The sequence below is a fragment of the Dokdonia sp. LLG6352-1 genome (assembly GCF_045055815.1).
Lineage (GTDB): Bacteria > Bacteroidota > Bacteroidia > Flavobacteriales > Flavobacteriaceae > Dokdonia > Dokdonia donghaensis.
Genome location: NZ_CP159329.1, coordinates 300,372 through 315,310 on the forward strand (window position 1 = coordinate 300,372; position 14,939 = coordinate 315,310).

General features: G+C 38.2%; 30 protein-coding genes. All 30 read right to left on the bottom strand.

Annotated elements, in window-relative coordinates:
* Positions 1–67: 67 nt before the first annotated feature.
* Positions 68–769: a hypothetical protein gene (locus ABVM49_RS01350; protein ID WP_375252341.1), complete on the bottom strand. Its 702-nt coding sequence runs from the start codon at positions 767–769 to the stop codon at positions 68–70.
* A gap of 138 nt (positions 770–907) precedes the next feature.
* Positions 908–1,375, bottom strand: a complete 468-nt coding sequence (rplQ, locus tag ABVM49_RS01355) for a 50S ribosomal protein L17 (protein WP_038599628.1) — start codon at positions 1,373–1,375, stop codon at positions 908–910.
* A gap of 57 nt (positions 1,376–1,432) precedes the next feature.
* Entirely contained in the window at positions 1,433–2,425 is a 993-nt protein-coding gene (locus tag ABVM49_RS01360; RefSeq protein ID WP_013751347.1) for a DNA-directed RNA polymerase subunit alpha, read from the bottom strand.
* Positions 2,426–2,450: 25 nt separating this feature from the next.
* The gene (rpsD, locus tag ABVM49_RS01365) at positions 2,451–3,056 is read right to left on the bottom strand and encodes a 30S ribosomal protein S4 (RefSeq protein WP_038599625.1); all 606 of its coding nucleotides are present in this window, start codon (positions 3,054–3,056) and stop codon (positions 2,451–2,453) included.
* 89 nt (positions 3,057–3,145) lie between these two features.
* A complete protein-coding gene (gene rpsK, locus ABVM49_RS01370; protein WP_035327583.1) occupies positions 3,146–3,529 on the bottom strand; it encodes a 30S ribosomal protein S11 in 384 nt (127 codons plus the stop codon).
* 9 nt (positions 3,530–3,538) lie between these two features.
* Positions 3,539–3,913: a 30S ribosomal protein S13 gene (rpsM, locus tag ABVM49_RS01375; protein ID WP_038599622.1), complete on the bottom strand. Its 375-nt coding sequence runs from the start codon at positions 3,911–3,913 to the stop codon at positions 3,539–3,541.
* Positions 3,914–3,918: 5 nt separating this feature from the next.
* Positions 3,919–4,035, bottom strand: a complete 117-nt coding sequence (gene ykgO, locus ABVM49_RS01380) for a type B 50S ribosomal protein L36 (protein WP_010519235.1) — start codon at positions 4,033–4,035, stop codon at positions 3,919–3,921.
* Positions 4,036–4,052: 17 nt separating this feature from the next.
* The gene (gene infA / locus ABVM49_RS01385) at positions 4,053–4,268 is read right to left on the bottom strand and encodes a translation initiation factor IF-1 (RefSeq protein ID WP_013751343.1); all 216 of its coding nucleotides are present in this window, start codon (positions 4,266–4,268) and stop codon (positions 4,053–4,055) included.
* Positions 4,268–5,620 carry a preprotein translocase subunit SecY gene (secY, locus tag ABVM49_RS01390; RefSeq protein ID WP_035327579.1) on the bottom strand — a complete coding sequence of 451 codons (1,353 nt, stop codon included), beginning with the start codon at positions 5,618–5,620 and terminating at the stop codon, positions 4,268–4,270. The genes infA and secY overlap by 1 nt, the downstream gene beginning before the upstream one ends.
* A gap of 13 nt (positions 5,621–5,633) precedes the next feature.
* Positions 5,634–6,086, bottom strand: a complete 453-nt coding sequence (rplO, locus tag ABVM49_RS01395; protein ID WP_038599618.1) for a 50S ribosomal protein L15 — start codon at positions 6,084–6,086, stop codon at positions 5,634–5,636.
* Positions 6,087–6,098: 12 nt separating this feature from the next.
* Entirely contained in the window at positions 6,099–6,278 is a 180-nt protein-coding gene (gene rpmD / locus ABVM49_RS01400) for a 50S ribosomal protein L30 (protein ID WP_035335938.1), read from the bottom strand.
* Positions 6,279–6,289: 11 nt separating this feature from the next.
* Positions 6,290–6,814, bottom strand: a complete 525-nt coding sequence (gene rpsE / locus ABVM49_RS01405; RefSeq protein ID WP_035327573.1) for a 30S ribosomal protein S5 — start codon at positions 6,812–6,814, stop codon at positions 6,290–6,292.
* Positions 6,815–6,821: 7 nt separating this feature from the next.
* A complete protein-coding gene (rplR, locus tag ABVM49_RS01410) occupies positions 6,822–7,178 on the bottom strand; it encodes a 50S ribosomal protein L18 (RefSeq protein WP_375252340.1) in 357 nt (118 codons plus the stop codon).
* Between the two features lie 11 nt (positions 7,179–7,189).
* Positions 7,190–7,732: a 50S ribosomal protein L6 gene (gene rplF, locus ABVM49_RS01415; protein ID WP_380033498.1), complete on the bottom strand. Its 543-nt coding sequence runs from the start codon at positions 7,730–7,732 to the stop codon at positions 7,190–7,192.
* 20 nt (positions 7,733–7,752) lie between these two features.
* The gene (gene rpsH / locus ABVM49_RS01420; protein ID WP_038599609.1) at positions 7,753–8,151 is read right to left on the bottom strand and encodes a 30S ribosomal protein S8; all 399 of its coding nucleotides are present in this window, start codon (positions 8,149–8,151) and stop codon (positions 7,753–7,755) included.
* Between the two features lie 86 nt (positions 8,152–8,237).
* On the bottom strand, positions 8,238–8,507 hold the full coding sequence (gene rpsN / locus ABVM49_RS01425) for a 30S ribosomal protein S14 (RefSeq protein WP_035327565.1): 270 nt from the start codon (positions 8,505–8,507) through the stop codon (positions 8,238–8,240).
* A gap of 3 nt (positions 8,508–8,510) precedes the next feature.
* The gene (gene rplE / locus ABVM49_RS01430; RefSeq protein ID WP_035327564.1) at positions 8,511–9,062 is read right to left on the bottom strand and encodes a 50S ribosomal protein L5; all 552 of its coding nucleotides are present in this window, start codon (positions 9,060–9,062) and stop codon (positions 8,511–8,513) included.
* Between the two features lie 2 nt (positions 9,063–9,064).
* Positions 9,065–9,376 (bottom strand): 50S ribosomal protein L24, encoded by a 312-nt coding sequence (gene rplX, locus ABVM49_RS01435; RefSeq protein ID WP_035327563.1) that lies wholly within the window; start codon positions 9,374–9,376, stop codon positions 9,065–9,067.
* A 13-nt stretch (positions 9,377–9,389) separates the two neighbouring features.
* A complete protein-coding gene (rplN, locus tag ABVM49_RS01440; RefSeq protein WP_089373242.1) occupies positions 9,390–9,758 on the bottom strand; it encodes a 50S ribosomal protein L14 in 369 nt (122 codons plus the stop codon).
* Positions 9,758–10,015 carry a 30S ribosomal protein S17 gene (gene rpsQ, locus ABVM49_RS01445; RefSeq protein WP_013751331.1) on the bottom strand — a complete coding sequence of 86 codons (258 nt, stop codon included), beginning with the start codon at positions 10,013–10,015 and terminating at the stop codon, positions 9,758–9,760. Before rpsQ ends, rplN begins: the two co-directional genes overlap by 1 nt.
* Positions 10,016–10,026: 11 nt before the next feature.
* Positions 10,027–10,215: a 50S ribosomal protein L29 gene (gene rpmC, locus ABVM49_RS01450; RefSeq protein ID WP_035327559.1), complete on the bottom strand. Its 189-nt coding sequence runs from the start codon at positions 10,213–10,215 to the stop codon at positions 10,027–10,029.
* Between the two features lie 11 nt (positions 10,216–10,226).
* The gene (rplP, locus tag ABVM49_RS01455) at positions 10,227–10,649 is read right to left on the bottom strand and encodes a 50S ribosomal protein L16 (RefSeq protein WP_035327557.1); all 423 of its coding nucleotides are present in this window, start codon (positions 10,647–10,649) and stop codon (positions 10,227–10,229) included.
* Between the two features lie 22 nt (positions 10,650–10,671).
* A complete protein-coding gene (rpsC, locus tag ABVM49_RS01460) occupies positions 10,672–11,391 on the bottom strand; it encodes a 30S ribosomal protein S3 (RefSeq protein WP_035327555.1) in 720 nt (239 codons plus the stop codon).
* Positions 11,392–11,395: 4 nt separating this feature from the next.
* The gene (gene rplV / locus ABVM49_RS01465) at positions 11,396–11,806 is read right to left on the bottom strand and encodes a 50S ribosomal protein L22 (RefSeq protein WP_035327553.1); all 411 of its coding nucleotides are present in this window, start codon (positions 11,804–11,806) and stop codon (positions 11,396–11,398) included.
* 6 nt (positions 11,807–11,812) lie between these two features.
* The gene (gene rpsS, locus ABVM49_RS01470; RefSeq protein WP_035327551.1) at positions 11,813–12,094 is read right to left on the bottom strand and encodes a 30S ribosomal protein S19; all 282 of its coding nucleotides are present in this window, start codon (positions 12,092–12,094) and stop codon (positions 11,813–11,815) included.
* Between the two features lie 6 nt (positions 12,095–12,100).
* Complete coding sequence (gene rplB / locus ABVM49_RS01475) at positions 12,101–12,925, bottom strand: 50S ribosomal protein L2 (RefSeq protein WP_035327549.1); 825 nt, start codon at positions 12,923–12,925, stop codon at positions 12,101–12,103.
* Positions 12,926–12,934: 9 nt separating this feature from the next.
* On the bottom strand, positions 12,935–13,225 hold the full coding sequence (gene rplW, locus ABVM49_RS01480) for a 50S ribosomal protein L23 (RefSeq protein WP_035327547.1): 291 nt from the start codon (positions 13,223–13,225) through the stop codon (positions 12,935–12,937).
* Positions 13,226–13,231: 6 nt separating this feature from the next.
* Positions 13,232–13,861 (bottom strand): 50S ribosomal protein L4, encoded by a 630-nt coding sequence (rplD, locus tag ABVM49_RS01485; RefSeq protein ID WP_405202719.1) that lies wholly within the window; start codon positions 13,859–13,861, stop codon positions 13,232–13,234.
* On the bottom strand, positions 13,861–14,472 hold the full coding sequence (gene rplC / locus ABVM49_RS01490; RefSeq protein ID WP_375252338.1) for a 50S ribosomal protein L3: 612 nt from the start codon (positions 14,470–14,472) through the stop codon (positions 13,861–13,863). The genes rplD and rplC overlap by 1 nt, the downstream gene beginning before the upstream one ends.
* 151 nt (positions 14,473–14,623) lie before the next feature.
* On the bottom strand, positions 14,624–14,929 hold the full coding sequence (gene rpsJ / locus ABVM49_RS01495) for a 30S ribosomal protein S10 (RefSeq protein ID WP_013073266.1): 306 nt from the start codon (positions 14,927–14,929) through the stop codon (positions 14,624–14,626).
* Positions 14,930–14,939 lie beyond the last annotated feature (10 nt).

Below are 14,939 nucleotides of genomic sequence, written 5' to 3' on the forward strand. Positions count from 1 at the left end.
CAGAAAAGGACTTTATCCCATATCTAAACAAAAAAAAATGGGAGCCAAATAGCTCCCATAAATAATATTATAAACTGCCATAGTAACTGGCGATCTTTTCAAGGTCTTTCTCATCTCTAAAATTGAGATCATTTTTATCTGCATAGGCCTCAAGCATATCGGCTTTACTACCTGCAAGTTTTAAAAAGCTAGATTTTTTTAATTTAAACTTTTTAAAACTTCTACCCTTCTTCACATAGTAAGAGTCTTTCATAAGGTACTTGTCATTTTGTTGAGCAAGCATCGGGTTAGGGCTTCCTTCCTTAATATCGATTTTATAATCTTTATATATAGCAAAATCATCAGTTTCTGCTACAACCTCTACTAGACGGTAACCTCCCTCTACAGGAGAAAAGATGTTTTTATACGTCTTATTATTTACAACCATTTTCTCAATGTTTGTAAAATCAAAAGTAAATACTGAGTCTGTTCCTATCTTAGATTCAAAAACATTACGTCTGGCATTGAGATTAATATTATCACGCAAACGCAACGTCATACCTCCGGTAGTTTGGATAATAGCCGTGTTACGCCACGTTTCAAAAACGTGAACAGTACCGTCTATACGCCTTGCTGGATTAAAAACTATACTAGAACCTCCTACGCCAGCTCCATCTGGACCGAAAGAGGCAAGTGCTCCAAGTACATTGTTATTTGCATCTACTGCATCCTTTTGTGCATAAAGTGATGTTGCTAAAACACACATTACTACTATAGCTATTTTTTTCATTTTCTAATATTTTAATTTCAGTAACTTATAGGCAAACACTTTGCCAAACATTTAATTATACCGCCAAAAATAAAAAAAGGGATTTACCTTGCAGTAAATCCCGATACTAATTAACCTATTTTCATAAGGTTTACCGTTCTATTCTTCCTCATTAGAAGCAGTTTCTGTAACTGCAGGAGCAGCTTCAGCTTTCTTACCTCCACGACGAGTAGATTTCTTTTTGGCAGGTTTACCAGCGTTGTAAATCTCATTGTAATCTACAAGTTCGATCATTGCCATATCTGCGTTATCTCCAAGACGGTTACCCAACTTGATGATACGAGTATAACCTCCTGGACGATCACCTACCTTTGCCGCAACATCTCTAAATAATTCTGTAACTGCATCCTTCTGACGAAGTTTTGCAAATACAATACGACGGTTGTGAGTCGTATCAGATTTTGATTTAGTGATCATAGGCTCTACAAATTGCTTAAGTGCTTTTGCCTTTGCAACTGTAGTGTTTATTCTTTTATGTTCAATCAAAGAGCAAGCCATATTTGCAAGCATAGATTTTCTATGTGCAGTCTTTCTCCCTAAGTGATTAAATTTCTTTCCGTGTCTCATTGTAATAATTATTTTTCCGCTTTCGCGAAAGCGCTATTCTATTTAAAGTACAGCTACCTAGTCTTTATCTAATTTATATTTGGCTAGATCCATTCCGAAACTTAGTCCTTTTACATTTACTAACTCTTCAAGCTCAGTAAGTGATTTTTTACCAAAGTTTCTAAACTTCATCAAATCATTCTTGTTATAAGAAACAAGATCTCCTAAAGTTTCTACCTCTGCAGCCTTTAAACAATTAAGCGCACGTACAGATAAATCCATATCGATAAGCTTTGTTTTAAGTAACTGACGCATATGAAGAGATTCCTCATCATAAGTCTCAGTTTGTGCAATCTCATCTGCCTCTAGAGTGATACGCTCATCAGAGAATAACATAAAGTGGTGGATAAGTGTTTTTGCAGCTTCAGTAAGTGCTTCTTTTGGGTGGATTGAACCATCTGTAATTATCTCAAAAACTAATTTTTCGTAATCAGTCTTTTGCTCAACACGGTAATTTTCTATACTGTATTTTACATTACGGATAGGTGTATAAATAGAATCTGTAAATATTGTTCCTAATGGAGCATTAGATTTCTTATTCTCCTCTGCAGGAACGTACCCACGTCCTTTCTCTATAGTGATTTCCATATTAAGGTTCACTTTCTTATCCATATTTGCTATAACCATATCTGGGTTAAGCACTTGGAATCCTGAAATAAACTTTTGGAAATCTCCAGCTGTTAATTGATCAACACCTGATAAGGATATAGTTACAGTCTCATTATCTATCTCCTCTATCTGACGTTTGAAACGTACTTGTTTGAGGTTAAGAATAATTTCTGTAACATCTTCTACTACTCCAGCCAATGTTGAAAACTCGTGGTCTACACCTTCTATACGTACAGATGTAATTGCAAAACCCTCTAATGAAGATAGTAATACACGACGTAAAGCGTTTCCTACTGTTAAACCATAACCTGGTTCTAAAGGTCTAAACTCAAATTTACCTTCAAAATCAGTAGAGTCAATCATAATGACTTTATCGGGCTTCTGGAAATTTAATATTGCCATATCGGTTTTCTAGCTTTAGTGGTTATTACTTAGAGTACAGCTCGACGATGAACTGTGTGTTGATGTTTTCAGGTATCTGAAGACGTTGTGGTACTGCCACAAATGTTCCCTCTTTCTTATCGTTGTTCCAAGTGATCCACTCAAAAACGTGACTTGCATTAGAAAGTGAGTTAGAAATTACTTCTAAAGATTTAGACTTTTCGCGTACAGCGATAACATCACCAGCTTTTACTTGATAAGAAGGGATATTTACAATGTTTCCATTTACAGTAATATGACGGTGTCCTACTAACTGACGTGCACCGCTTCTAGAAGGAGACATTCCCATTCTATAAACAACGTTGTCTAGACGACACTCACATAATTGTAAGAGAACTTCACCTGTAATTCCAGGAGCACGGTTTGCTCTGTCATACATATTTCTAAACTGACGCTCAAGTATACCATAAGTATACTTTGCTTTTTGCTTCTCAGCTAGTTGTACAGCGTATTCAGATTTTTTTCCTCTACGTCTGTTGTTTCCGTGTTGCCCTGGAGGGTAATTTCTTTTTTCAAAAGATTTGTCTTCTCCGAAGATTGCCTCGCTAAATTTACGTGCGATCTTTGTTTTGGGACCAGTATATCTTGCCATTTTAAATGTGTGTTTTGAGGGTGGTTAGAAATTAAGGTCAATCCTTTGCAAACCGTTCTCCCTCGAGATATTAATTAAATAATTATTTATTAAACGCGACGTCTCTTTGGAGGACGACACCCGTTGTGTGGCATTGGAGTGATATCAATGATTTCTGTCACTTCAATTCCGCTATTATGTACAGCACGTATAGCAGACTCACGTCCGTTACCTGGTCCTTTTACATAAACTTTTACTTTACGAAGGCCTGCCTCGTGAGCAACCTTTGCACAATCTTCTGCAGCAGTTTGAGCAGCATAAGGAGTGTTCTTTTTAGAACCTCTGAAGCCCATTTTACCAGCAGATGACCAAGAGATTACATCTCCTTTTTTGTTTGTTAACGATATGATGATGTTGTTAAAAGAAGCTGTTACGTGCGCCTCTCCTACTGATTCTACAACAACTTTACGTTTTTTTGCAGTTTGCTTTGCCATTATGCCTTATTATTTAGTTGCTTTCTTCTTGTTTGCAACTGTTTTACGCTTTCCTTTTCTCGTACGTGAGTTATTCTTTGTACGTTGTCCTCTTAATGGAAGACCTACACGGTGACGAATACCACGGTAACAACCGATGTCCATCAGACGTTTAATGTTCAAAGATACTTCAGAACGAAGTTCCCCTTCGATAGTAAATGTACCAACAGCATCACGAATACGACCTATCTCGTCATCATCCCAATCAGATACTTTCTTATCTTCTGATACATTTGCAGTAGCAAGTATTTCTTGTGCTCTACTTTTTCCTATTCCAAAGATGTACGTTAATGCAATTACACCTCTCTTTTGTTTTGGGATATCTATCCCTGCAATTCTAGCCATAACTATTAACCTTGTCTTTGTTTAAACCTAGGGTTCTTTTTGTTTATTACGTATAATCTGCCTTTGCGACGAACGATCTTGCAATCGGCACTTCTTTTCTTAATGGATGCTCTTACTTTCATATCCAGCTTTTTTCCGCTTAGTAGCGGTACGTTATACGAGCCTTTGACAAATCGTAAGGACTCATTTCTAATTTTACTTTATCCCCAGGTAATAATTTAATATAGTGCATACGCATCTTACCTGAGATATGCGCTGTCACAACGTGACCATTTTCTAGTTCTACACGAAACATTGCATTTGATAATGCTTCTATTATAGACCCATCTTGTTCTATTGCTGCTTGTTTTGCCATTATGCTACTGCTTTACGGTTTTTACCAGACTTCATAAGACCATCATAATGCTTATTAAGTAGGTAAGAATTCACTTGTTGCATAGTATCTATTGCCACTCCTACCATAATGAGTAGGGAAGTTCCTCCATAAAATAAAGCCCATCCCTGTTGCATACCTAAAACATTAACTGCGATAGCAGGAAATATAGCGATAAGTGCTAAAAATATAGATCCAGGCAATGTAATCTGAGACATAATCTTATCTAAATACTCTGCTGTTTCAGATCCAGGACGAATCCCTGCAATGAAACCTCCACTACGCTTAAGATCCTCTGCCATTTTATTGGTAGGAACTGTAATCGCAGTATAAAAATATGTAAAGATAATAATCAAAAGTCCAAAAACTAAATTATACCAAAATCCAAATATATTATTTCCAAAGTTAGTCTGTAACCAAGTACCTACCGATGTGTCAGCAAGGAAACTCGCTTCTCCAATAAGACCCGGTACAAACATAATAGCCTGTGCAAATATTATTGGCATTACTCCAGAAGCATTTAATTTAAGAGGTAAAAAATTTCTAGCTCCAAACGCGTTCTTTTCATACTCACCAGTTGCAGTTCTTCTTGCATATGATACAGGAACTTGACGCACTGCCATAACCAATAGGATACAAAGAAGAATAATCACAAACCAAATTACTAATTCAATAAGGATCATTATTAATCCACCATTAGATTCAGTAACACGGGCAACCCACTCTTGTACAAATGATATAGGCATAGTTGCGATAATACCTACCATAATAAGTAGTGATATACCGTTTCCTATTCCCTTATCTGTAATCTTCTCACCTAACCACATCGCAAAGATACATCCTGTTACAAGGATAAGTACTGAAGAAATGTAGAATGTAGGTGTAAGACCCATTACAAAAGCAGTTGAAGGTACTCCTAGCGCAGGTAATGCAGCTAGGTACCCTGGTGCCTGTAATAAACAGATAGCGATAGTTAACCAACGCGTAATCTGATTAATCTTACGACGACCACTTTCTCCCTCCTTCTGTAGTTTTTGTAAATAAGGTATTGCAATACCCATTAACTGTACTACAATCGAAGCAGAAATGTAAGGCATAATACCTAATGCAAATACAGATGCGTTAGAAAAGGCACCTCCTGTAAACGCAGCCAAAAGCCCTAAAAGCCCTTGGTCTGTAGAAGCTTGAAGACCTCCCAATTGTGACGCATCTATACCTGGAAGTACAACTTGTGCACCAAAACGATATACGAGGAGAAGCGTAAGCGTAAGAATTATTCTATTCCTAAGCTCATCAATCTTCCAGATATTCTTTATTGTATCTATAAATTTCATCCTCTTCTATCGATTATAAAGTTACAGCTTCACCACCAGCAGCCTCAACAGCAGCTTTTGCAGTTGCAGTAAATTTATGAGCAGTTACTTTGATTTTAGCTTTAAGCTCACCTCTACCTAAAATCTTTACTAAATCGTTCTTACCTACAAGGCCAGCTTCAATAAGTGTATCTATAGAAACCTCTTCTGTAAGACGACCAGCGTCTACATACTCTTGTAATGTATCTAGATTTACACCAGCATACTCCTTACGGTTTATGTTTGTAAATCCAAACTTAGGTACACGACGCTGAAGTGGCATTTGACCTCCTTCAAAACCGATTTTCTTACTATACCCAGAACGTGACTTCTGTCCTTTGTGTCCACGACCAGCTGTTCCTCCGTTTCCAGTTGCCTGGCCACGTCCTTTACGACCGTCGTTTTTCTTAACAGCGCCTTTTGCAGGTCTTAAGTTATTTAACTCCATCTGTTATTTATATTAAGCTTCTTCTACAGAAACTAAGTGACTTACTTTATTTACCATACCAAGGATGTTAGGTGTATTTTCGTGCACCTTTACCTGGCCTATTTTTCTCAATCCAAGAGATTCTAAAATTCTCTTCTGGTTCTGTGTGCGATTAATCGCGCTCTTCACCTTTGTTACTTTGATTTTTGCCATTGTTCCTTGATTTATCCTTTAAACACTTTATCAAGTGAGATACCACGTTGCTTTGCAACTGTCTCTGCACTTCTTAATTGTAATAAAGCATCAAAAGTTGCTTTTACTACGTTGTGTGGGTTTGAAGATCCTTGATTCTTAGAAAGTACATCGTGTATACCTACTGATTCAAGTACTGCACGTATTGCACCACCTGCGATTACTCCTGTACCGGCAGCTGCTGGTAAAAGTAATACACGAGCTCCTCCAAATTTACCTTTCTGTTCGTGAGGGATAGTTGCTTTGTTAAGCGGTATACGCACTAGGTTTTTCTTAGCATCTTCCATAGCCTTTGCAATTGCAGATGCTACTTCTTTTGACTTTCCTAATCCGTGTCCTACAACACCATTCTCATCACCTACTACAACTATAGCAGAAAATCCAAAAGCTCTACCTCCTTTAGTTACCTTAGTAACACGCTGAACGCCTACTAGACGATCTTTTAAGTCTAAGCCACTTGGCTTTACTAACTCTACGTTTTTATAATCTTGATACATAACTTTATTAGAATTTAAGACCGCCTTCTCTTGCGCCCTCTGCTAGTTGTTTAATTCTTCCGTGGTAAAGGTAACCTCCCCTATCAAATACTACAGCTTCAACTCCAGATTTTGTAGCTTTTTCGGCGATTGCCTTACCTACAAGTTTTGCAGTTTCAGATTTGTTAGTTTTCGCAGCAGCGATATCCTTATCACGTGACGATGCAGCTGTAATAGTCTTCCCGTTAAGGTCATCTATTAACTGTGCATAAATCTCTTTATTACTTCTAAATACACAGAGTCTTGGTCTCTCCGCAGATCCAGAAATAGTCTTACGAATTCTAAGGTGAATTCTATTTCTTTTTTCACTTTTTGATAATGCCATTTCTCTATGTATTATGCAGATTTACCTGCTTTTCTTCTTATTACCTCTCCTACAAACTTGATTCCTTTTCCTTTGTAAGGCTCAGGCTTACGGAAACCACGAATCTTTGCAGCAACAGCTCCTACTAGTTGTTTATCGTGTGAAGTTAACTTCACGATAGGATTCTTACCTTTTTCTGAGATTGTCTCCACTTTTACTTCTGGAGCAACATCTAAAACGATGTTGTGAGAGAAACCTACAGCTAGATCAAGCTTATTCCCTTGATTACTTGCTCTGTATCCTACTCCTACTAACTCAAGTTGCTTTTCAAAACCTTTAGAAACTCCTTCTATCATATTTGCGATAAGAGCTCTATAAAGACCGTGCTTTGCACGAAGGTCTTTTTTATCTGATGCGCGCTCTAAAGTAATAACCCCTTCTTCGATTTTGATCTCAATACCAGAGTACTCTTGCGTAAGCTCGCCTAATTTTCCTTTAACTGTTACAATGTTATCAGCAAGAGTTACTGTAACTCCTTCTGGCACTGTAATTGGACTTTTACCTATTCTTGACATGTCTTTGTCTTTTTATCTGATTAGTAAACGTAACAAAGTACCTCTCCTCCAACATTATGTTGTTGTGCTTGCTTACCTGTCATAACTCCTTTTGAAGTTGAAACAATAGCAATACCTAAACCATTTAAGATACGAGGTATCTCACTAGATGAAGAATATTTACGTAAACCAGGCTTACTGATTCTTTGGATATCCTTAATAACTGCTTCTTTAGTAATGCGATCATACTTCAAGGCAATCTTGATAGTATCTTGCGCTTTACCTTCTACAAATTTGTAGCTAAGGATGTAACCTTGGTCAAATAAGATTTTAGTCATCGCCTTCTTAAGGTTTGATGCTGGAATCTCGACCACTCTGTGATTTGCTGCCGATGCGTTACGCACACGTGTCAGAAAATCTGCAATAGTATCTGTATTCATTTAATTATAGTTACGGTAGTGGTTTTCTCTATTTCCGCTTTCGCGAAAGCATAAAAAGAACCTTCTACCAATTTATACTCTTTAATCTACCAGCTTGCTTTCTTAACACCTGGTATCAACCCTTGGTTAGCCATCTGACGGAACATCACACGTGATATACCGAATTGACGCATATAACCTTTAGGACGACCTGTAAGTTTACAACGATTGTGCTGACGTATAGGTGAAGCGTTCTTAGGTAGCTTTTGCAGTCCTTCGTAATCTCCAGCTTCTTTTAAAGCTTTACGTTTTTCAGCATATTTTGCAACTGTTTTAGCACGCTTTACCTCACGGGCTTTCATTGATTCTTTAGCCATATCTTAGTTCTTTTTAAAAGGTAAACCTAATTCTTTAAGCAACGATTTTGCTTCCTTATCAGTTTGAGCAGATGTTTGAAAAGTGATGTTCATACCATCAATTTTCTTAATTCTGTCAATGTTGATCTCTGGGAAAATGATTTGCTCAGTGATACCCATACTATAGTTACCACGTCCATCAAATCCTGTTGCATTGATACCGTTAAAGTCACGTACACGTGGTAATGCAGATGTTACAAGTCTATCTAAGAACTCATACATACGCTCTCCACGTAAAGTTACTTTTGCACCAATAGGCATTCCTTTACGTAATTTAAATGTTGCAACATCTTTTTTAGACATTGTCGAGATAGCTCTCTGTCCTGTAATAAGAGTAAGCTCTTCTACAGCATTTTCAACTAACTTCTTATCTGCAACCGCAGCTCCAACACCACGAGATACTACAATCTTATTAAGACGAGGTACCTGCATAACGTTCTTATATCCAAACTCTTCTTGAAGGGCTGGCGTCACGCGGTCATTAAACTCTTGTTTTAGTCTTGGTACGTATCCCATCACTATAATATTTCGTTGTTAGACTTTGCAAAGCGTACCTTCTTACCATCTTCCATACGGTAACCTACTCTCGTAGTTTTACCATCCTTATCTAAAAGGGAAAGGTTAGATATTTGAAGTGGCGCTTCTTTTTCTTTTATTCCACCTTGAGGATTTGCGGCGCTAGGCTTTTCGTGCTTCTTCACCATATTAACACCCTCAACGATAGCTTTGTTCTTCTCGATAAATACTTTTACGACTTTACCTTCAGATCCTTTATGATCTCCAGCAATAACCTTTACAGTATCTCCCGTTTTTATTTTAAGCTTTGTCATCTTCTTCTCTGTATTAAAGCACCTCTGGTGCTAATGATACAATCTTCATAAACTGTTTGTCACGAAGCTCTCTTGCTACTGGTCCAAATACACGAGTACCGCGCATCTCACCTTGAGCATTTAAAAGAACACAAGCATTATCATCAAAACGGATATAAGATCCATCTGGACGACGTACTTCTTTCTTAGTACGCACAACTACTGCTGTAGACACGGCACCTTTTTTAACCTGGCCATTAGGTGTTGCATCCTTTACAGATACAACAATCTTGTCTCCTACAGAAGCATATCTTCTCTTAGTACCTCCTAATACACGGATAGTCAAAACTTCTTTTGCTCCTGTATTGTCTGCTACTTTTAATCTTGATTCTTGCTGTAACATTACTTCGCTCTTTCAATGATTTCTACTAGTCTCCAAGTCTTAGATTTACTCATAGGACGTGTTTCCATTATCCTAACCGTATCTCCTTCGTTGCAGTCGTTTGTTTCGTCGTGTGCTACATACTTCTTCGTTTTTAAAACGAACTTACCATACATAGGGTGCTTTACTTTTTTAACTTCGGCAACAACGATAGATTTTTGCATCTTGTTACTAGTTACTACACCAACACGCTCTTTTCTTAAATTTCTTTTTTCCATCTTAAGCAGCGTTATTGTTCTCTTTTAGTTAATTCAGTTGCAATTCTAGCGACTGTACGTCTCATAGAACGCAATTGAATAGGATTGTCAAGTGGAGAGATAGCGTGAGCCATCTTAAGATCCATATAAGATCTCTTTGCTTTACCAAGCTCTTCTTGCAATTCTGCTGTAGATAATCCTTTTACCTCTGATTGTTTCATAGTACTCAAATTTATTCAGCTGAAAAATCTCTAGCTACGACATACTTAGTTCTCACTGGTAATTTCTGAGCTGCAAGACGTAATGCCTCTTTTGCAACTGGCTCAGGAATACCTCCTAATTCGAACATAATGCGTCCTGGTTTTACAACTGCTGCCCAATATTCTACAGCACCTTTACCTTTACCCATACGTACCTCAAGAGGTTTCTTTGTAATAGGCTTGTCCGGGAAGATCTTAATCCAAAGAGTTCCTTCCCTTTTCATATAACGTGTTGCTGCAATACGAGCTGCTTCTATTTGTCTCGCAGTTACAAAAGCTGAGTCTAATGATTTTATACCGAACTGGCCATTAGAAAGCGTGTGCCCTCTTTGCGCTAGTCCTTTCATACGACCCTTCTGCTGCTTGCGGAATTTTGTTTTTCTAGGCTGTAACATTTTTTACTGTCTTTTTAAAAAATTACTTTCTACGACGTGGTCCTCTGTTATCCTTACGACCTCCGCCACCTTTAGACTTACTGTTTTGAAGTCCAACTAAAGGAGAAAGCTCTCTCTTGCCATATACTTCACCTTTCATAATCCATACTTTAACACCCAGTCTACCGTAGGTAGTGTGAGCTTCAACTAAAGCATAATCTATGTCGGCTCTAAAAGTTGATAAAGGAATACGTCCATCTTTATAAGACTCTGTACGTGCCATCTCTGCACCGTTCAGACGTCCAGAAATCTGGATCTTAATACCCTCAGCATTCATACGCATTGCAGCCGCAATTGCCATCTTTATTGCACGACGGAAAGAAATTCTTCCTTCTATCTGACGAGCAACACTCTGACCTACTAGAAATGCATCTAGCTCTGGACGTTTGATTTCGTGGATATTAATTTGTACTTCTTTACCTGTGAGTTTCTTAAGCTCTTCTTTTAACTTGTCTACTTCCTGACCACCTTTCCCGATAATGATACCAGGTCTTGCAGTAGTAATAGTAACGGTTACAAGTTTAAGCGTACGCTCAATGATAACTCTTGACACACTAGCTTTACTTAAACGAGCGTGAATATAACGTCTAATCTTATCGTCTTCGGCAAGTTTATCACCGTAGTCATTACCTCCGTACCAGTTAGATTCCCATCCTCTGATTATTCCAAGGCGATTTCCGATTGGATTTGTCTTCTGTCCCATCTAATTAATTGCTTTGTGTGTTATCTTTTGCTCCAAGAACCACTGTTACGTGGTTAGAACGTTTTCTTATTCGGTGCGCGCGACCTTGTGGTGCTGGACGTAATCTTTTCAACATTGTTCCAGAATCAACTTTGATCTCTTTAATAAAAAGATTTGCATCTTCGATACTTGCGTCTTCATTCTTTGCTTCCCAGTTTGCAACTGCAGAAAGAACTAGTTTCTCAACTTTACGTGATGCTTCCTTATTACTAAATTTCAATAACTGAAGTGCTCTTTCCACTTGCGTTCCTCGTACCATATCTGCTACAAGACGCATTTTACGTGGAGAGGTAGGGCAGTTATTCAATTTCGCGAAAGCGATAGACTTGTTAGCCTCTTTGCGACGATTTGCCGCTTCTTTTTTACGAACTCCCATCTCCTGTTATCTTTTACCTTTATTTTTCTTATCAGCTCCGTGTCCTCTGTAAGAACGCGTAGGTGAAAATTCTCCTAGCTTATGACCTACCATATTCTCAGTAACATATACTGGTACAAACTGGCGACCATTATGTACTGCAATAGTTTGCCCCACAAAATCTGGAGTAATCATAGAAGCTCTAGACCAAGTCTTAATGACAGTCTTTTTATTGCCTTCTACGTTTGCAGCAACTTTCTTTTCTAATTTATAGTGAACGTAAGGTCCTTTTTTTAATGAACGTGCCATATCTTATTATTTCTTTCTACGTTCTACAATATACTTATTACTCGACTTCGTCTTAGAACGCGTTCTGAAACCTTTAGCAGGCACACCATTACGGTTTCTAGGGTGACCTCCAGAAGACTTACCTTCACCACCTCCCATAGGGTGATCAACAGGGTTCATCACTACTGGACGTACACGTGGACGACGACCTAACCAACGGCTTCTACCAGCTTTACCAGATACAAGTAACTGGTGATCACTGTTAGACACAGCTCCTATTGTAGCCATACACGTTGCAAGAATCAATCTTGTTTCACCTGAAGGTAACTTTACAGTTGCAAATTTACCATCACGAGCCATTAACTGAGCAAATGCTCCAGCCGAACGAGCCATAACAGCTCCTTGACCTGGACGTAACTCTATACAAGAGATTATAGTACCTAATGGAATATCTGAAAGTGGCATCGCATTACCAATCTCTGGCGCTACGTTAGACCCAGAAACTAAGTTCTGACCTACTTGAAGACCGTTTTGAGCAATGATATACCTCTTTTCTCCATCTTGATAGTTAAGAAGTGCGATAAACGCAGTTCTATTTGGATCATACTGGATAGACGCAACAGTTGCAGGAACTCCTTCTTTGTTACGTTTGAAATCGATAATACGGTAACGCTTCTTGTGACCTCCACCTACTTGGCGAATTGTCATTTTACCCGTATTGTTTCTACCACCTGAGCGTTTTTTCGGAGCCAAAAGGCTTTTTTCCGGCTTATCAGTTGTAATCTGGTCGAAACCATTTACAACTCTAAATCGCTGCCCAGGAGTGATAGGTTTTAATTTTCTTACTGACATTTTGTTGTCTTAAATGTTGTTATAAAAATCTATTGTATCACCTTCCGCCAGCTGTACAATTGCTTTCTTAATAGCATTTGTTTTACCAGAAAGAACACCAGACTTCGTATAACGAGACTTGCGATCCGGGCGGACATTCATTGTGCGAACTTTTTCAACTGAAACACCATAAGCAGCTTCTACCGCTTTCTTAATTTCAACCTTATTTGTTCTCATACTAACTTCAAAAGTATAGCGATTCATTTCCTCACTATCTTTTGTCGCTTTTTCTGTAATAACAGGTTTTATTAAAATACTCATCGTGTCTTATTTTGCTAAGTTTGCCTCAACACCTTCTAAAGAACCCTCTAAGAATACAACATTATTTGCATTCATAATACCGTAAGTGCTTAATTCTGAGCTTTTTACGACTTTTGAGGACTTTAAATTGCGCGACGACAAATATACATTATTATTTGACTCTCCCAACACTATTAGTGACTTTTTATTTTCTAAGCCTAAGGCTTTCAAAACGTTCACAAAATCCTTTGTTTTTGGAGCGTCAAAATTGAAGTCTTCTATTACAGTGATTGCGTTATCGTTAGCCTTCATTGTAAGTGCAGAACGACGTGCAAGTCTCTTTAATCCTTTGTTTAATTTGAAAGAGTAATTTCTCGGTCTTGGTCCGAACATACGTCCTCCACCTTTAAAAACACCAGACTTGATACTACCCGCACGAGCCGTACCTGTTCCTTTTTGTTTTTTGATTTTACGAGTAGATCCTGCGATCTCTGCTCTTTCTTTAGCCTTGTGCGTACCTTGACGTTGGTTTGCAAGAAATTGCTTAACGTCTAAGTAAACAGCGTGCTTGTTTGGTTCAATTCCAAAAACAGCATCAGAAAGGTCTGCCTTTCTCCCTGTTTCTTTTCCTTTTATATCTACAACTGCTACCTTCATTACTTCTGAATGATTACATAAGCATTTTTGTGACCAGGAACACATCCTTTCACTACAAGTAGGTTCTTCTCAGCTACTACTTTCAATACTTTAAGATTTTGAACTTTTATTTTGTCACCACCCATACGTCCTGCCATACGCATTCCTTTGAATACACGTGCAGGGTAAGATGCTGCTCCAATAGAACCAGGAGCTCTAAGACGGTTATGTTGACCGTGAGTCGCTTGACCTACACCGGCAAAACCGTGACGCTTTACAACCCCTTGAAATCCTTTACCTTTTGAAGTTCCCGATACATCAACAAACTCTCCTTCAGCAAAATGATCTACAGTAATTGCATCTCCTAATTTAAACTCTCCTTCAAATCCTTGAAACTCGACAACTTTACGTTTAGCAACAGTTCCTGCTTTTTTGGCGTGACCATTAGCAGCTTTGTTTGCCTTTTTAACGTCATCGAAACCAAGTTGAAGGGCTTCATACCCGTCAGTTTCTTTGGTTCTGACTTGGGTGATAACGCAGGGACCTGCTTCAATAACTGTACAAGGAATGTTCTTCCCGTTCTCGTCAAAGATGCTAGTCATACCTACTTTCTTTCCGATTAACCCAGACATATTTATAAATATTAATTATTAAAATTCAATTCAAAAAACAAGGCCGAACACGTTCGACCTTGAATGTGTGTTTTCCGTTTTTCCCTCGCGCGCAGCTCAGGACAAGTTAGTGCGGTTATTATTTACGCTTTCGCGAAAGCGTAAACACCTATCACACCTTAATCTCTACCTCTACTCCAGATGGTAATTCTAACTTCATTAAAGCATCAATAGTCTTTGATGAAGAAGAATAGATATCAAGTAAACGCTTGTAAGAGCTAAGCTCAAACTGCTCACGAGATTTCTTGTTTACGTGTGGAGAACGTAATACAGTAAAGATTTTTTTATGTGTTGGAAGCGGAATAGGTCCAGTTACTACAGCACCTGTCGTCTTCACAGTCTTTACGATTTTCTCAGCACTCTTATCTACTAAGTTGTGATCGTAAGATTTTAGTTTTATTCTAATTTTTTGACTCATTTCCTTAGTA

Bases quoted from the DNA above. Each gene is read 5' to 3' on its own strand.
- ABVM49_RS01350 (WP_375252341.1), bottom strand. From the start codon at position 769: ATGAAAAAAATAGCTATAGTAGTAATGTGTGTTTTAGCAACATCACTT.
- rplQ (WP_038599628.1), bottom strand. From the start codon at position 1,375: ATGAGACACGGAAAGAAATTTAATCACTTAGGGAGAAAGACTGCACAT.
- ABVM49_RS01360 (WP_013751347.1), bottom strand. From the start codon at position 2,425: ATGGCAATATTAAATTTCCAGAAGCCCGATAAAGTCATTATGATTGAC.
- rpsD (WP_038599625.1), bottom strand. From the start codon at position 3,056: ATGGCAAGATATACTGGTCCCAAAACAAAGATCGCACGTAAATTTAGC.
- rpsK (WP_035327583.1), bottom strand. From the start codon at position 3,529: ATGGCAAAGCAAACTGCAAAAAAACGTAAAGTTGTTGTAGAATCAGTA.
- rpsM (WP_038599622.1), bottom strand. From the start codon at position 3,913: ATGGCTAGAATTGCAGGGATAGATATCCCAAAACAAAAGAGAGGTGTA.
- ykgO (WP_010519235.1), bottom strand. From the start codon at position 4,035: ATGAAAGTAAGAGCATCCATTAAGAAAAGAAGTGCCGATTGCAAGATC.
- infA (WP_013751343.1), bottom strand. From the start codon at position 4,268: ATGGCAAAACAAGCAGCAATAGAACAAGATGGGTCTATAATAGAAGCA.
- secY (WP_035327579.1), bottom strand. From the start codon at position 5,620: ATGAAATTTATAGATACAATAAAGAATATCTGGAAGATTGATGAGCTT.
- rplO (WP_038599618.1), bottom strand. From the start codon at position 6,086: ATGGAGTTAAATAACTTAAGACCTGCAAAAGGCGCTGTTAAGAAAAAC.
- rpmD (WP_035335938.1), bottom strand. From the start codon at position 6,278: ATGGCAAAAATCAAAGTAACAAAGGTGAAGAGCGCGATTAATCGCACA.
- rpsE (WP_035327573.1), bottom strand. From the start codon at position 6,814: ATGTATCAAGATTATAAAAACGTAGAGTTAGTAAAGCCAAGTGGCTTA.
- rplR (WP_375252340.1), bottom strand. From the start codon at position 7,178: ATGGCATTATCAAAAAGTGAAAAAAGAAATAGAATTCACCTTAGAATT.
- rplF (WP_380033498.1), bottom strand. From the start codon at position 7,732: ATGTCAAGAATAGGTAAAAGTCCAATTACAGTGCCAGAAGGAGTTACA.
- rpsH (WP_038599609.1), bottom strand. From the start codon at position 8,151: ATGAATACAGATACTATTGCAGATTTTCTGACACGTGTGCGTAACGCA.
- rpsN (WP_035327565.1), bottom strand. From the start codon at position 8,507: ATGGCTAAAGAATCAATGAAAGCCCGTGAGGTAAAGCGTGCTAAAACA.
- rplE (WP_035327564.1), bottom strand. From the start codon at position 9,062: ATGGGATACGTACCAAGACTAAAACAAGAGTTTAATGACCGCGTGACG.
- rplX (WP_035327563.1), bottom strand. From the start codon at position 9,376: ATGACAAAGCTTAAAATAAAAACGGGAGATACTGTAAAGGTTATTGCT.
- rplN (WP_089373242.1), bottom strand. From the start codon at position 9,758: ATGTTACAGCAAGAATCAAGATTAAAAGTAGCAGACAATACAGGAGCA.
- rpsQ (WP_013751331.1), bottom strand. From the start codon at position 10,015: ATGGAAAAAAGAAATTTAAGAAAAGAGCGTGTTGGTGTAGTAACTAGT.
- rpmC (WP_035327559.1), bottom strand. From the start codon at position 10,215: ATGAAACAATCAGAGGTAAAAGGATTATCTACAGCAGAATTGCAAGAA.
- rplP (WP_035327557.1), bottom strand. From the start codon at position 10,649: ATGTTACAGCCTAGAAAAACAAAATTCCGCAAGCAGCAGAAGGGTCGT.
- rpsC (WP_035327555.1), bottom strand. From the start codon at position 11,391: ATGGGACAGAAGACAAATCCAATCGGAAATCGCCTTGGAATAATCAGA.
- rplV (WP_035327553.1), bottom strand. From the start codon at position 11,806: ATGGGAGTTCGTAAAAAAGAAGCGGCAAATCGTCGCAAAGAGGCTAAC.
- rpsS (WP_035327551.1), bottom strand. From the start codon at position 12,094: ATGGCACGTTCATTAAAAAAAGGACCTTACGTTCACTATAAATTAGAA.
- rplB (WP_035327549.1), bottom strand. From the start codon at position 12,925: ATGTCAGTAAGAAAATTAAAACCTATCACTCCTGGGCAGCGATTTAGA.
- rplW (WP_035327547.1), bottom strand. From the start codon at position 13,225: ATGAGTATTTTAATAAAACCTGTTATTACAGAAAAAGCGACAAAAGAT.
- rplD (WP_405202719.1), bottom strand. From the start codon at position 13,861: ATGAAGGTAGCAGTTGTAGATATAAAAGGAAAAGAAACAGGGAGAAAG.
- rplC (WP_375252338.1), bottom strand. From the start codon at position 14,472: ATGTCTGGGTTAATCGGAAAGAAAGTAGGTATGACTAGCATCTTTGAC.
- rpsJ (WP_013073266.1), bottom strand. From the start codon at position 14,929: ATGAGTCAAAAAATTAGAATAAAACTAAAATCTTACGATCACAACTTA.